Annotated in this window: 9 protein-coding genes; 7 read left to right on the plus strand and 2 right to left on the minus strand. The window is 35.4% G+C overall.

Annotation, left to right across the window (positions count from 1 at the left end; genetic code table 11):
• The first annotated feature begins 2 nt into the window (after positions 1-2).
• The 7 genes from GM921_RS05970 to GM921_RS06000 all read left to right on the plus strand — a co-directional run bounded on the left by GM921_RS05970 (position 3) and on the right by GM921_RS06000 (position 11,798).
• Positions 3-1,418 (plus strand): PKD domain-containing protein, encoded by a 1,416-nt coding sequence (locus tag GM921_RS05970; protein ID WP_182921682.1) that lies wholly within the window; start codon positions 3-5, stop codon positions 1,416-1,418.
• Positions 1,419-1,466: 48 nt separating this feature from the next.
• Entirely contained in the window at positions 1,467-2,348 is an 882-nt protein-coding gene (locus tag GM921_RS05975) for a glycoside hydrolase family 16 protein (RefSeq protein WP_182921683.1), read from the plus strand.
• A 201-nt stretch (positions 2,349-2,549) separates the two neighbouring features.
• On the plus strand, positions 2,550-4,166 hold the full coding sequence (locus GM921_RS05980; RefSeq protein ID WP_182921684.1) for a CTP synthase: 1,617 nt from the start codon (positions 2,550-2,552) through the stop codon (positions 4,164-4,166).
• 20 nt (positions 4,167-4,186) lie between these two features.
• On the plus strand, positions 4,187-5,986 hold the full coding sequence (yidC, locus tag GM921_RS05985) for a membrane protein insertase YidC (protein WP_182921685.1): 1,800 nt from the start codon (positions 4,187-4,189) through the stop codon (positions 5,984-5,986).
• A 320-nt stretch (positions 5,987-6,306) separates the two neighbouring features.
• Positions 6,307-9,189 (plus strand): S9 family peptidase, encoded by a 2,883-nt coding sequence (locus GM921_RS05990; protein ID WP_182921686.1) that lies wholly within the window; start codon positions 6,307-6,309, stop codon positions 9,187-9,189.
• Between the two features lie 114 nt (positions 9,190-9,303).
• Positions 9,304-10,485, plus strand: coding sequence for a M14 family zinc carboxypeptidase (locus GM921_RS05995; RefSeq protein ID WP_235969786.1), 1,182 nt, complete (start codon positions 9,304-9,306; stop codon positions 10,483-10,485).
• A 35-nt stretch (positions 10,486-10,520) separates the two neighbouring features.
• On the plus strand, positions 10,521-11,798 hold the full coding sequence (locus tag GM921_RS06000) for a nucleoside recognition domain-containing protein (RefSeq protein ID WP_182921687.1): 1,278 nt from the start codon (positions 10,521-10,523) through the stop codon (positions 11,796-11,798).
• 437 nt (positions 11,799-12,235) lie between these two features.
• Here the strand turns inward: GM921_RS06000 and GM921_RS06005 are convergent, their stop codons facing one another.
• Both GM921_RS06005 and GM921_RS06010 read right to left on the minus strand, forming a co-directional pair.
• Complete coding sequence (locus GM921_RS06005; RefSeq protein WP_182921688.1) at positions 12,236-13,660, minus strand: SusD/RagB family nutrient-binding outer membrane lipoprotein; 1,425 nt, start codon at positions 13,658-13,660, stop codon at positions 12,236-12,238.
• Between the two features lie 10 nt (positions 13,661-13,670).
• Positions 13,671-16,868, minus strand: a complete 3,198-nt coding sequence (locus GM921_RS06010; protein ID WP_182921689.1) for a SusC/RagA family TonB-linked outer membrane protein — start codon at positions 16,866-16,868, stop codon at positions 13,671-13,673.
• Positions 16,869-16,904: the final 36 nt, after the last annotated feature.

The following is a 16,904-nucleotide window of genomic DNA, read 5'->3' on the forward strand; positions in this document are numbered from 1 at the left end:
AAATGAAATCATTAAAAAACACGATAAAAACATCAATCTGGCTTAGTTTAGGTCTGATGTTAACCATATTGGGTTCTTGTAAGAAAGAAGATTCTATGAAAGAATTGGGTGCTGCTCCTACGGCAGCGCAAGTTCAATTCACTGCAACCCCAACCACTACAAATGCCAATATCATTAATTTTAAAAGCACTAGTCCAGGCTTTAAAGCCATTTGGGATTTTGGAAATGGAGCAACTGCCGAAGGTACAGATGCACAGGCTTCTTATCCTTTAGCTGGAACTTATACGGTTAAATTAACTATTGTAACTGATGGCGGGTATGCATCAAGTACTAAAACAGTTGTAGTTGTCAATACAAATCCAGCTATGCTTACAGACCCTGCTTTTACAACTCTTTCTGGAGGTTTATCTAATTTAACAGGTAAAACTTGGGTAATTGATCAAACACAACAAGGTCACTTAGGTGTTGGACCTATTGGTTCTCAATTCCCAGACTGGTATCAAGCTGGTCCAAATGAGAAAGCAACTAACGGGTTTTACGATGATGAGATGACATTTAATATGAATGCATTGAAATACACATATGTTAACAATGGAACTACATTTGCCAATGCATCCAATGCACCTGGTATTGGTGGGCCTACTGGTAGTGATGATCCAACAGTAAACTACACTCCTGCTACCAATTTAACTTGGTTAGTTACTACAGTAAATGGCATTAAGTACATCACGATTAGTAATAATGGTTTTATCGCTTATTATTTAGGTGTGTCTCAATATCAAATTCTTTCCTTAACTGATGATGAAATGTGGTTAAGATGTTTAGATAAATCCAATGCTGGTAATGCTTGGTATTTGAAATTGATAAGAAAAGGATATGTGAGACCAGTTGTACCTCCTGTTCAAAAGCCAATGCAAGCCGCTAACCTTACTGATGATTTCCAAAATACAGCAACCTTTAACTGGACTGCAGAAAATATGGATTATACGAGATCTTATGATAACCCATCAAAATTCCCTGTAAACACTTCGGCTAAAGTTGGCTATTATGAAAAAAGAACAGGAGCTGATGGTCAGTATGGAAACTTAAACGTTACCATGCCTTATCGTTTCGATTTAACCACAAAAAACAAAATCAAACTGAAAGTATTCTTCCCTGGAGGAAATGATTTTACCTTAGTGCATCCAACGGTTTCTATTAAATTGCAAAACTCATTATTGGGTGGCAATGCGTGGACAACTCAGCTAGAAGTGGTAAAAACAATTACTCCTGCCCAATACAATACTTGGGTAGAATTAGAATTCGATTACTCTAGTTGGGCTTCACAAACTTTATATGATAAGATTGTAGTACAATTAGGTGGCGAAGGTCATCCAAATCCAGGGATTTTCTATATTGATGATTTCGAATTTAAATAGAAACAAAAAAAGCCTGGTTGAAAGATCAGGCTTTATAAACTAACTACTATGATTTATAGAAAAATTAAAAATGCATACTTCTTAATTGCGCTCTCAGCTGGCTCTATATTTTCTTGTCAATCATGCTCTTCTGGTAAGGAAGTAGAGCAACCAATTATTATTCCTCCAACACCAGTTGTAGTTGTAGATAAAAATTGGACTTTTGAAGCCACACCATTTTGGGCAGATGAATTTGATTATACTGGTTTACCTGCAACTGCAAAATGGGATTATGATCTTGGTGGCTCTGGCTGGGGAAATAACGAGAAAGAATACTATACAAATGCGTTAGCAAATGCTAGCGTAGCTGATGGGAAACTAAGTATTACAGCAAAGAAAGAAAGCATGAATGGAATGGCTTATACTTCTGCTCGGTTAGTAACCAGAAATAAATTGGATGTATTGTACGGTAGAATTGAAGTTAGTGCAAAATTGCCAACCGGAAAAGGTACCTGGCCAGCAATTTGGATGTTACCTACCGATAGGGCCTATGGAGATTGGCCTAAATCTGGTGAAATAGATATCATGGAACATGTTGGTTACGATCAAAATAATGTGCATTTCAGCACACATACAGAGGCATATTATTTTAAAATCAATACCCAAAAAACAAGTACAAAAAATATTCCCGATGCAAGCACAGCATTCCATAAATACAGAGTTGATTGGACTCCGTATGCTGTTCGCGGTTATTATGATGGTGTGATGGTATTTGAATTTGCCAATGAAGGTACAGGTTACAAAGTTTGGCCTTTCGATAAAAGATTTCACTTATTATTAAATTTAGCCATTGGTGGCGATTGGGGCGGCGCTCAAGGGATTGACGACACTATCTTCCCTCAAAAAATGGAAGTTGATTATGTTCGCTATTATAAAATGATAGAAAAATAATTACAAAATGATCCTTATTCAAATGTCCAGCTTAGTCTGGACATTTTTTTTGACTTATATTTTGGTTACTCGCTCACTATCAACCAAATAATTTATTTAAACATTTAGGCGCTCAAATCATATTTTTGTGTAGCTTTGTATCCCGTACAAAAACAATTAAAAAGGCCTATAAAGCCTGCTTAATTTCACAAACTCACAAACATGACTAAGTATATTTTTGTTACGGGCGGTGTTACTTCCTCATTAGGTAAGGGCATCATCTCCGCTTCATTAGCCAAACTTTTACAAGCAAGAGGTTACCGAGTAACCATTCAAAAATTCGACCCTTATATCAACATTGATCCGGGCACATTAAATCCTTATGAACATGGCGAATGCTATGTTACTGAAGATGGAGCCGAAACAGATTTGGACTTAGGCCACTACGAGCGCTTTTTAAATACCCCCACTTCTCAAGCAAATAATATTACAACTGGTCGTATTTATCAAAATGTAATTAATAAAGAAAGACAAGGCGATTATTTAGGAAAAACTGTTCAAGTTGTACCTCACATTACCGACGAAATTAAGCGTAACATGCGTATTTTAGGTGATACTGGCAATTACGATATTGTAATTACAGAATTAGGCGGTACCGTAGGTGATATCGAATCGCTACCGTTTATAGAAGCTGTTCGTCAGTTTAAATGGGAAGAAGGAAGTACAAATGCTATCGTTATTCACTTAACTTTAGTTCCCTATTTAGCAGCCGCAGGCGAATTAAAAACAAAACCAACTCAACACTCTGTTAAAGCATTATTAGAATATGGCATCCAGCCAGATATTTTGGTATGTCGCACAGAACATCATATTAGTGCAGATATTCGCAAAAAAATTGCACTTTTCTGTAATGTAAACGTAAATGCAGTAATCGAATCGATAGATGCATCATCTATTTATAGTGTGCCATTATTAATGATGAAAGAGCAGTTGGATAAAACTGTTCTTGCAAAATTAAAACTTCCATCTAAAAACGAACCTGATATGGAAAGCTGGAAAGATTTCTTAGGTCGTTTAAAAAACCCTACTGCCGAAGTTAAGATTGGATTAGTTGGTAAATACGTAGAATTACCAGATGCTTATAAATCTATTACAGAAGCATTTATTCATGCAGGTGCAAAAAATGAATGTAAAGTTCGTGTAGAATATATTCCATCAGAAAGTATTTATCCTGATAATGTAAAAGAAAAATTAGGCCATTTACAAGGTGTTTTAGTAGCGCCAGGATTTGGTAGTCGTGGTATTGAAGGAAAAATTGAGGCGATTAAATTCGTAAGAGAAAGCGAAATTCCTTTCTTTGGTATCTGTTTAGGGATGCAATGTGCAGTAATTGAGTATGGTCGTAACGTTTTGGGCTTGAAAAATGCAAATACTACAGAAATTGATGAAAATTCTGAACATCCAGTAATTAACATGATGGAAGAACAGAAAAACATCACTTTAAAAGGTGGAACAATGCGTTTAGGTGCTTACCCATGCGATGTTAAAAAAGGAACAAAAGCATACGCAGCTTACGGAAAACAACATATTACGGAAAGACACAGACATCGCTACGAGTTTAATAATAAATATTTACAGCAATATGAAGATGCAGGAATGATAGCTTCTGGTTTTAATCCTGATAGTAATTTAGTAGAGATTGTTGAGCTAAAAAACCATCCTTTTTTCGTTGGTGGACAATTTCATCCAGAATTAAAGTCAACAGTTGCAAATCCTCACCCACTTTTTGTTAAATTTGTCGCCGCTGCGATGGAGCATGCCAAAAAGAAAACAATATAATACAAGTTTAAAACAACATAATGGATAGAAATACATTTACAGGTCTGTTCCTGATCATGGTTATTTTAGGAGCAGCTGTTTTTTTTATGAAGCCTAGTGAGGCTGATATCAAAAAAGAAAGACAAAAAATAACAGCAGACTCATTAGCAAAAGCAGGAGTAAAATCAGCACCAGTTGTAGCCCAACCAACAACCCCAGCAAAACCAGATTCTGCAACTTTATCAGGCCCTTTCGGTGGTAATATTTCTGGTACAGCCCAAACTTCAGTTTTAGAAAACGATAATTTAAAATTGACTTTCACTAATTTAGGTGGTAAAATATTATCAGTAGAAGTTAAAAAAGAACATACTTATAGTGGTAAACCTCTAATTTTATTTAACGGACCAGATAATAAATTTGGTTTGAACCTTAATATTGATGGTAAAATTATAAATACGAACAATTTGTATTTTACGGCTACGCAAACAACTAGCAACATTAGTATGCGTGCTAATTATAGTGCAGATAAATACATTGAGTTTGTATACGGTTTAAAACCAAATGGCAATAATGTTGATTTCAACATTAACCTAAACGGTTTAAACCAAGTTGTACAAGGAAATACGATTTCTTTAAATTGGGAAGCAACTCTATTAGAGCAAGAGAAATCTGCTAAAAAAGAGCAAGAACATGCTGCTCCTTTCTATAAATACACTGATAAAAATCCTGATCATTTAGGTGTAGGTAAAGATGTTAAAGAAGAACTTAAAGAAGGAAAAATCGAATGGTTCTCATTTAAGCAACAGTTTTTCTCGGCAGTATTAATTCCTCAAATTCCTTTTGAAAAAGGTGACTTAGAAGTTAGAATAAGTACAGAACCTGGAAAAATTAAATGGTATGGCGCTAATATGCAATTACCATTTAAACAATTAGCTGCAGAGAGTTATGCAATGAAATTTTACTTCGGTAATAACAAATTTGACAACTTAAAAGCACAAGGACAAAGCATTGAAAAACAAGTTGATATGGGCTATTGGCCTTTAAAATATATCAACCGTTTTGTAGTGTTACCAGTATTTCAGTTTTTAGAGAGCTTTGGTTGGGGTTATGGATTGATCATTTTGGTATTAACTATTTTGCTAAAATTAGCCATGTCTCCATTAACATATAAATCATACATCTCAATGGCTAAAATGAGAATCTTGAAGCCAGAAATGGATGAGATTAAAGCTAAAGTTGGTGAAGATAATGCTACACTTTTACAACAAGAATATTTAAAACTCTATAAAAAAGTAGGCGTAAATCCATTAGGAGGATGTTTACCGATGTTATTGCAGTTACCTTTTGTAATGGCGTTCTTCTTCTTCTTCCCTAATTTATTTGAGTTAAGAGGTCAGACCTTCTTATGGATGCACGATTTATCAACCTATGATGACTTTATAAAATTTGGTTTTACTGTTCCATTTATTGGCGATCACTTAAGTTTAATGTGTGTGTTGATGACAATCTCAACCTTAATTTACACGTACTTTAACAACCAAATTTCTGGCGCTACTGGTCAGATGAAATACATTGGTTACATTATGCCAATCATTTTCTTAGGTGTGTTAAATAGCTATCCCTCAGGTTTAAATTATTATTATTTCTTAGCAAACATGCTAACCTTCTTACAACAATACTTAATTAGAAGAATGGTTAACGACGATAAAATTCATGCTATTTTGCAAGAAAATAAAGCTAAACCACAGGGTGAAAAGAAAAAATCTAAATTCCAATCACGTTTAGATGATTATATGCGTACACAAGCACAAGCAAAAACGCAAGAGAAAAAAGGAAAATAAGTTAGCAGTTTTCAGTTAGAAATTTTCAGTTTTGGATGCAGAACTATAAACTGAAATAGCCGCAGATGCACAGATTTAATCTGAACATCTGCGGTTTTTTTATGCACTTTCTCGTCATTCTCGTGAAAACTAGAATCGTAATGCGTAAAAAAGCCTCCTATTTGTATTAGGATTCCCAATCAAGTTGGGAATGACGAGCCCAGAGCAAAAAGAAAAACATTCTACTTTTGTAAAATTTGACATACACATAGTAGAATTATGCATAAAATTTGCAATTTTTAAAGTCAGATAAGACTAACTCTCCTAATTATTTTTAAGTCATGCAAAAAAAATTAACCTTACTCTTTTTATTATTTGCTAGTGTAGTTTATGCACAAAAGAAACCATTAGACCATTCTGTTTATGATAAATGGGAAGCTGTAGGTGTAAAACAGTTTTCGAACAATGGATTATGGGCTGCATATGTTATTAATCAGCAAGAAGGAGATGCAAATTTATATTTCCAAAATAGTGTAACTGCACAAAAAATACAGGTTTCTAGAGGAACTCCACCTCAATTAGGTTTCGAAGTACGATCAAATTCTACTTTATTTAGTGCTGATTCTAAATTCGCAGCCTTTGCTATTAAACCTTGGTATAAAGACACCCGATTGGCTAAAATCAAAAAGAAAAAGGCAGATGAGATGACGAAAGATACTTTAGGAATAGCCAATTTAACAACCTTAGCCATTACGAAAATACCTAGAGTAAAGTCTTTCAAATTTCCTGAAAACGGTGCTGCATTGTTGGCTTATAATTTAGAAAAAGCTCCTGATACCAGCAAAAAAGCAAAATCTGCAGATCAAGCAACTAAGCAAAAAAACGATGGCGAAGAAGATTATTTTGCTGACGATGAACCTGCTGGTGCTGCTGCAAAAGAAGGAACAGATTTAATTGTAAAAAACTTAACAACAGGTATTGAAAGAGCGTACAAATTTGTGGGCGACTATGCCTTTAGCAAAGATGGCAAACAATTAGTTTTCGCCTGCACTGGATCTAAAAAAGATAAAACAGCGCCACAAGGTGTTTTCTTATTAAACACAGAAACTGGAGTATTAAAAACCTTAGTAAAAGGTAAAGGAAACTTTAAGAATTTCACATTTGATGATGAAAGTGAGCACTTAGCATTTTTAGGAGAAACTAGTCCTGAGAAAACAGAAATTAAAGATTTTAATGTTTATTATAATTCATTAACACTTGATACAGCTCAAATTTTAGTGGATAATGATATGCCGGGGATGCCTACTAAATTTGCAGTTAGTGGAGATGGAAAAGTTACTTTTAGTAAAGATGGCAATCGATTATTTTTCGGTATTGCTCCAATTAAAAAGGCAAAAGATACAACCTTGGTAGATTTCGAAAATGCCAAACTAGATATTTGGGGGTATAAAGATGATTATTTACAGCCAATGCAATTAAAAAATGCAGACCGAGAAGCTAAAAGAAGCTACTTAACTGCAATAGATATTTATGGCACCGATCCTAAAATTGTGCCTTTAACTGATGCAAAGCTCCCAGATGCTAATTTGGTAAACGAAGGTAATGCTGCTTTTGTATTGGCATCAACCGATTACGGAAATCGCATTCCAGCACAATGGACTGGCGGTTCGGTACGTGATTATTATTTAGTTGATACCAAAACTGGTGTGCGAAAAAAAATTCTAGAAAGCTTAGATGGAAATGCTTCGGCATCGCCTGATGGCAATTATATTTTATATTACGATAAGAAAGTGAAGCTTTGGAAAACATACCAAGTTACTACTGGAAAAACAAGTATCATCACCGCTAACATGACAGCGAAATTCTACGATGAAGAAAATGATGTGCCCGATGATCCAAATAGCTATGGTGTTGCAGGCTGGTTAGAAGAAGACAAAGCGGTTTTATTGTACGATCGTTATGATATTTGGCAAATTTCTCCTGATGGAACTTCGGCTAAGAACTTAACAAATGGTTTTGGTAGAACGAACAATATCACTTTTCGTGTAGAAAGAATAAACCCTGATTTTAGATTTTTCACTAAAAAAGAGGTACTATGGTTAGATGCATTTAACAACACCACAAAAGAAAATGGTTTTTACCGTAAAGCATTAAATGATAACAAAGTGCCAGAATTAGTGATTATGGCACCATTTAAATATTCTAATTTGGTAAAAGCTAAAGATGCAGATGTTATCCTTTTTGATAAAGGAAATTATACTATTTCTCCAGATGTTTACCTATCTAAAGATAATTTGAAAACCGCGTTGAAACTAAGTAGTACAAACCCTCAGCAAGCTAATTACAATTGGGGTACTGCCGAGTTAGTAAAATGGACTACACCAAAAGGATATAAATCTGATGGTATTTTGTATAAACCAGAAAACTTCGATCCGAATAAAAAGTACCCGATGATTGTGTATTTCTATGAGAAACTTTCTGAAGGATTGTATGCTTATAATGCCCCTGCTCCTACACCATCTCGTTTAAATATTCCATTTTTTGTAAGTAACGGTTATTTAGTTTTCGCACCAGATATTAGTTATGAAACAGGTCATCCGGGTAAATCTGCTGAAGAATTTATCAATTCGGGTGTAGAAAGTTTAAAGAAAAATGCATGGGTAGATGGAACTAAAATTGGTATTCAAGGTCAGAGTTGGGGCGGTTACCAAGTTGCACATTTAATTACAGCAACAAATATGTATGCAGCAGCATGGGCTGGTGCACCGGTAGTAAACATGACATCGGCTTACGGTGGTATTCGTTGGGAAAGTGGTATGAATAGACAGTTTCAATATGAAAAAACGCAAAGTAGAATTGGTGCTACACTGTGGGAAAAACCTGAATTATATATAGAAAATTCTCCTTTGTTTAATTTACCAAAAGTAAAAACGCCTGTTGTTATCATGAGTAATGATGCAGATGGAGCTGTGCCTTGGTACCAAGGTATTGAGATGTTTACAGGTTTGAAACGTTTGGGTAAACCAGTTTGGTTGTTAAATTACAATAATGAAGCACATAATTTAGTGCTACGTCAGAATAGAAAAGATATTCAAATTAGAGAGCAACAGTTTTTTGATTACTATTTAAAAGGCGCTAAAGCTCCAATATGGATGACTGGGGGTATACCTGCAATAGACAAAGGTAGAACTTGGGGTTTTGAGCTAACAGATGATAAACCATAATCAGTTTACAGCTGGCAATTAACATTTAGTCAATCGTCATTGCGATCTCGATTTTTCATCGGGAGAAGCAATCTTTCATACTAGATAGATTGCTTCGTCGTTTTAGCCCTCGCAATGACTTATTTTAAAAAAAGAATTGAAATGACCATCAAATCTATCCTCAACAATTACGAGATATTTAAAGAGAAGCGGTTGAAAGACCGCTTTTTTAAGCATGATACTATAGTTGATTTACTAAACCAATTACCTGGCGATTTTGAGGTAAATGAACTTGGCAAATCTGTAAAAAGCAAAAGCATCAATTTGGTTAAGTTTGGAAACGGTGCTACTAAAGTAATGCTGTGGAGCCAAATGCATGGCGATGAAGCTACGGGTACAATGGCTTTGTTTGATCTCTTTACTTTTTTACAAAGCGATCATCAATTAGCAAAGCTGATAACTGAAAACTGTCAATTGTTCTTCATCCCGATGGTTAACCCAGACGGTGCGGAGGTATTTACTAGACGAAACGCACAACAAATAGATATTAATCGTGATTTTTTAAAGGAAACTTCACCAGAGGCAAAGCTATTGAAACAATGCAGAGCTGATATTAAACCTGATTTCGGCTTTAATTTGCACGACCAACAAACGTTATGGAGCGTAACAGGAACCTTAAAACCTGCTACCCTATCCTTTTTAGCACCAGCAACTGACGAAGAATTAAGCGTTAATAAAACTCGAGAAAATGCCATGTTGGTCATTGCAGATATGTTTAGCGAGTTAGATCAACTCCTACCAAAACATATAGGTTTATTTGATGATGAGTTTGAACCTCGTGCCTTTGGAGATAACTTTCAAAAGGCTGGCACTTCTACCGTTTTAATAGAGGCTGGCGGATATGCAAGCGATTATGAGAAACAAGAAATTAGAAAACATTATTTCACTGCTATTCTATCGGGATTGTTGGCTATTGCTACAAAAAGCTATGAAAAGCAAGATTTAAAAAACTACTTCGCTATTCCTAAAAACAACAAGCAAATTTTTCATATGCTAATTCATGGGGTTTTATTGGGTGGAATTGCAGTAAGTGTAGGTATTAATTACGATGAATACCCAAATGCTGATGGCAATAGTACTTTTAAAAAGTATAGCATTCAGGATATTGGAGATTTAAGTTTTTGCGATGCGTATCATAATTATTCTTCACCTTCCCTTTCCTTAAACGGCAACATCATTTTATATCAAAATGCTAATTTTGAGCTACTAGATGGAGATAAAACTATTTTATCTTTCGAAAATGGGATATTACTTTAAAAAAATACTACATTCAACATCAAAATTAAAAGCAAATGGCATTAAGTAGAATTTGGTCAGGTTTTATCATTGTAGCTATAGTAGTAGCCTGTATTAAATGTTTCTTTTTCGGGCAAACAGATATTTTCAGTTGGATGGTTATTGGCAAGGCCGATGATCCGACTAATTTAACTAAGGTTGATGGTGTAATACAGACTTGTTTAAATGCTGTAAATATTTGTATTGGCTTAGTTGGTGTAATGGCTTTATTTATGGGCTTTATGAGCATTGCAGAAGAAGCAGGTGGTATTCGTTTATTATCAAGAGTAATTGGCCCATTCTTTTCTAAAATATTTCCGGATATACCTAAAGGACACCCTGCTACTGGACACATGGTAATGAATTTTTCTGCTAATTTGTTAGGCTTAGATAATGCTGCAACGCCATTTGGTATTAAAGCGATGGAAAGTTTACAAGAACTTAATCCTAATAAGGATACTGCCTCTAATGCGCAAATTATGTTTTTGTGTTTACATGCTTCTGGTTTAACCTTAATTCCGGTTAGTATTATTGCAATTAGGGCTTCATTAAAATCTGTAAACCCTACTGAAATATTTATCCCTTGTATGATAGCTACATTTGTAGCTACTATTGCAGCGATGCTAATTGTTTCCTTTAAACAAAAGATTAACATATTTCAACCTGTTATTTTGGGTTGGGTTTTGGGTATTTCTGCTTTGATTGCAGTGATGGTACTTTATTTGGTTAATTTAAGTACTGCTGGGTTACAATCTTTTTCTGGATTGTTAAGTAATGGCTTACTGCTATTCATTTTTCTATCTATTGTTTTGGGTGGCTTGTATAAAAAGATTGACATCTTTGATGCTTTTGTAGAGGGTGCTAAAGGTGGTTTTGATACTGCTATTCGTATTATTCCATATTTGGTGGGGATGTTAATTGCTATTAGTTTATTACGCACTAGCGGAACTTTTGATTTAGTGATTAATGGTTTTAAAAGTGTTTTTTCTGCCATGGGGGCTGATACTCGCTTTATTGATGGTATACCTACTGCACTAATTAAGCCTTTAAGTGGCAGTGGTGCTCGTGGAATGATGATTAGTACTATGGAAACTCATGGTGTAGATTCGTTTGCTGGTAAATTGTCGGCTATTTTACAGGGTTCTTCTGATACTACGTTTTATGTAATTGCTGTTTACTTTGGCGCTGTTAATGTGAAGAATAGTCGTTATTCTGTTTGGGCAATGTTATTGGCCGATTTTGTTGGTATTTGTACTGCTATAGGTTTGTGCTACTTGTTTTTTGGGCATAATTAGGTTATTTTACTAGTTGCAGTTGCCATTCCAAGCGAAGTAGTAGTTAGGTAAAGAGTTGTTTTTAAGCTCGCCGCCGTTATAGCTGGCTCTGTAAGACGGTGTCTTTGCGAGGCACGAAGCAATCTCCTTTTTGCAGAGATGTTAGAGATTCTTCGCTTCGCTCTGAATGACAAAATGAATGACGAACGTGTGTTTATATTGTGCAAAGTTTTTGTTTTTAAACCTGATTGTAATGGAAAGCCAGCAGCGAAGCGAGGACTTGTAGTGTAAAGCAAGGCTGACGTTGAGAAGAACTACTACATTTGCTTTTCAAACAAAAAAGTCCAGCTCTATATTAGAACAGGACTTTTTATTTATTTCGGTTGGTGAGATTCAAACTGATGGTATGTAATATCCTTCGACAAGCTCAGGATGACATGATGCTAATTAAGTAGTGGCTAGGGTTTGTCCCACCATACTCTAGCGTTTAAGCCATCTGTACCGCCATAGGGAAATGCGGCAACGGCTGCATTGTAGTTGGCTAAATTATTAGAGCGCTCTTGAGTTGGATAACCATCTCTTCTGGGCATTAAGCCTCCATTAATTCCGACAGGCAAGGTTAGGTTCGGGAAGCCTGTTCTTCTCCACTCGGACCAACCTTCGTAACCGTGTAAGAATAAATGTACCCATCGTTGGTGACCAATCTGGCTCAATGCATTTATAGGGTCATAAGCTACGGTTGGTTGTGCCAAAAATGCTGCTGCAGTTGCAGTAGAACCTGTCCACTGTCTGATAGATTCTGTTACTGCACTGTTGTAATAAATTAATGCTTGAGCATCGCTACCTGGTATCCAGTTTAGTTTAGCTGCTTCGGCTAGTGCAAATAATTGCTGCGCATAAGTTACCAACTGTACTGGTGAGTTTTGCAAACGTAAAGTGCTTCCTAGTAATGATGATGCATTAATATCGGCAGTTGTTGGTGATGCTTTACCAAATTCTAAACCGTTGTATGCGCCTGTAGAATTTGGGTTGCCATAAATTGGTAAACGTGGATCGTTTAGGGGTTTCATGTAGTTTACCAGGGTGTTGCTTAGTGCGTACCAGTTTCTGCCTAAACGGGTAAATGAGTTGTACCAATAGTTTTCATTGGCTTGTTCTGCTAAATGGGGATAAGCTAAATTATCGGTATTGGCTGTCATTAAACCATTAGCCATTGCTTTAGCAAATTCTGCTTGTCCTTTGGCGGCATCTATTTTAGAAAGACGTAAAGCCATTAGTAAATGGATTGTGTTGCCTAGTTTTTTCCACTTTGCAATATCACCGTTGTAAACGATATCATTTTTAACATTACCGTTTGTTAATGTGATTTCGCTATTTGCTTGATCTAATAATGCAAATAGGCTATTGTAGATGGCTTGTTGTGTATCGTATTTTGGTGTGTAATTGGCATCTCCTTTTAGTGCTTCGGTGTAGGGTAAGTCGCCCCATCTATCGGTTACATACCACATAAAGTATGCTTTTAAAATTTTAGCGACTGCTTTTTGGTTTTGTAATGGTCCGTCGCTTAGATTTTTGGCAACCAAAATTGCCTCATCTAAGTTTTTCATCGGGCCGCTGTACCATGTATAAAAATTAAAGTTGGTTGGTACAAATCTGCTATTATCTGTAAAAGCTGTTAACGATAGGTATTGAGCATAATGTACACCATTTGGTGATGAGCTGATATCTGGCAAAAAGAACTCGGCATTGGCTATCAATTGCATGCTTGATAATGTTGCCGGGTTGTTTGGATCGGTACTTAATCTGGAATCGAACTTTTTACATCCGTTAGCGAATAAGCAAATCGCTGTTGCTGTAATGAGTATTTTATTGAATAATTTCATAATGAGCTAATTAAAAAGTAACGTTTAAATTAAAACCAAAAGAACGAACTGTTTGAAGTTCACCTTTTTCTATCCAGCTAATTGAAGCACTACCTGCTGATAATTCTGAAGGATCTAATCCTTTTGGTGCTTTTTGCCAAATCATTGTTGGATTACGAGCAATTGCTGCAATTCTAACTGATTTAAAAGGAAGCTTTTTCAATATAGTTTTATCAAATGTATAACCTAGGCTTACTTCTCTTAGTTTAATGTAAGAGGCACTAAACAACCATTCTTCGTAAATTTGTGTTCCGATTTTGTTTCTGAAAAAAGCACGGGCATCTACATAGTTAGACACTGGAAGTCCTGTTGTTTGAGAAACACCTGTTACTAAAACACCTCCTCCATTTGCAAGTGGTTCGCGAACATTTACACCATTTGCGTTTAACATTGCTGTTTCTTCTGCTTGACCAGATTTTACTGCTAGCATTTTACTCCAGCTAAAGAACTGTCCGCCTTTTTGGAAGTCTATCATTGCGCCTAAATCGAATTTACCGATTTTAAAGTTGTTGATAAAACCACCTGTAAATTGTGGCACTACAGAACCGAAATCTTTATTTAATTGTTGAACTGGTAAGTTATCTGTACCTATTACTAGATCGCCGTTGGCGGTTGTTAGATAACCTGGACCAACTAAAGAACCAAACTCTTTACCAACTGTTGCATTTAAAAACACAGTTTGACTTGAATAAACATTATTATCTAATTGATACACGTTTATACCTGGATATAATTCGTTAATTCTGCTTTTATTTCTGGCAAAGTTGATGGTAGAATTCCATGTAAAGAAATCTGATACTATTGGTTTACCAGTTAATGTTAATTCAATACCTTGATTTTGGATATCGCCTGCATTTACTACTGTGCCTGTAAAACCACTTGCTCCAGATACTGTTAAGTCTATAATTTGATCTTTGTTACGTTGTTTGTAATAAGTAAAATCTAAGCCTACGCGATTGTTTAAAAACCTTAAATCTATACCTGCTTCAAATGAATTTGCAAATGATGGTTTAATGTTCGGGTTTTTAAGTTTATCGGGTACCGAGCCTGTTGTTACTGTACTGGTTGTATTTTTATATACAGTACCGGTGGTATAATTTATTTGCGTTTCATAAGGTGATAAATCTGAACCTGCTATTGCGTAAGAGGCTCTTAATTTACCGAATGAAAGCGCTTTACTTTTAATTAGGTTACTAAAAACAAAACTACCAGATACTGATGGATACCAATATGAGTTGTTATTATCTGGCAATGCTGATGATATATCATTACGAACGGAAGCATCTATAAAGTAGGTGTCTTTGTAGCCAATAGAACCCATTGCATACACGCTTCTTACTTGTTTTTCTCTTAAATAGTTAAATGATAAAGGTCTATCTACTGATGCCTCAATGCTATAAAAACCAGGTGAAGATAAGCCACCACTGGTTGCTGAAGTTACGTAATCGTATTTTTGAGTTAGTAAATTTGCACCTGCATTTAGGTTAAAATCAAACTCGTTCCATTTTTTAGTGTATTGCGCTAAAAATTCGTAGTTGTTATCTGCACTTTGGTATTTACCTGTACTGTAGCTTTCATCTAAACGGCCACCTATTGCGTTTCTTCTATTTATGTTTTGTGTATATCTATCTGATCTGATAAAACCGCTTAATTTTAATTCTGGTAATACTTGATAAGATAGGTTAACATCGCCAAATAAACGATCACGATCATCTAAATTTAAGTTTTCGTAGGCATCAAAATATGGATTATTCCAATCGGAAGGTCTATTAGTTACAATTGTACCTAATGTAGCACCGGAAGTACTTGGGTTAACATTCCAATTTAATATTGTACCATCTGGATATTTATAATTTTTTAATCTGTTGATATCTATATTACGTTGAAACCATTGGTTTGCTCCTGTAAAAGAACCTTGATACCCTTGCACTGGTCTTTGTGCTTTGTTATTTGCATAGTTAACATTTGCGCCAACAACTAATTTTTCTGTAATATTAAATGAAGCGTTTAAGTTAAGATTATTCCTTTTTAACCATGAGTTTGGATAAGTACCATTGATGTAAGCATTGGTATAGCCTAATCTAAATGTAGAATTTTCTGAAGATCCGGTAACACTTACGCCATTGTTTGCATTAAATCCTGTTTCAAAGAAATCTTTAATATTATTTGGTTGTGGAACGAATGGTGTTAATTTACCAAATTCTGGATCTTGAGGGTAAAAACTATAATACATTCTTACTGGAGTTCCATCCATTTTTGGGCCCCAACTTTCATCGTTACCATTCACATATTTTTCACCAGTAGAAAATGTTTGAAATGTCTGGTTATTTCCAACGCCATAAATATCTTGCAAAGGCATAAAGTTAGCAACACGCTCCATAGAAAATGCTGAATTTAAACTCACTTCTACCTTTTTTGCACCTTTGGTTCCTTTTTTGGTTGTAATTAAAATAACGCCGTACTGACCTCTTAAACCATAAAGTGCAGATGCCGCAGGGCCTTTTAATACACTAATGTTAGCTACATCTTCTGGGTTTACATCTTGTCCGATGTTTCCATAATCGACACCATTACTATTTGAACTACTAAAGTTTGAATTAGAAATTGGTGTACCATCTACAACAATTAATGGCTGGCCACCGCCTGTTACAGAGTTTACCCCTCTAATTTTAATTTTTTGTGTTCCACCTAAGCTTGCACCAGATGAACCTGTTACTTGTGCTCCAGCTATTTTACCTGCTAAAGCGCCTAAAACATTTGTTTCTTTGGTTAGGGTTAAATTATCTCCTCCAACTTGTTGTGTTGAATAACCAATAGATTTTTCACTCCGTTTAATGCCTAGTGCGGTTATTACTATGCCTTCTAACGTTTGTGTACTGGTGGTTAAAGCAACGTTAATTTGGGTTCTGTTTCCAATAGTAACTTCTTGGGTTTCGAAACCTAAATACGTAAATATTAAAGTTGTACCATTTGCCGGTACATTAATGGTATATGTACCATTAGATTGTGTGGTTGCACTCGCAGTTGTGCCTTTTACAAGTACACTTGCGCCTGGGATTCCGTTACCATCTGCTGCATCGGTTACCTTGCCACTTATTGTTTTTTGGGCATAAGTAACCATGGCAAACAGCAAGAATCCGAATAGAATTAGGATAGATTTTCTGTTCATAGTTTTCTAGATTAAGTTTATCTTAATTGAAAATTA

It is taken from the genome of Pedobacter planticolens (assembly GCF_014172375.1).
Lineage (GTDB): Bacteria > Bacteroidota > Bacteroidia > Sphingobacteriales > Sphingobacteriaceae > Pedobacter > Pedobacter planticolens.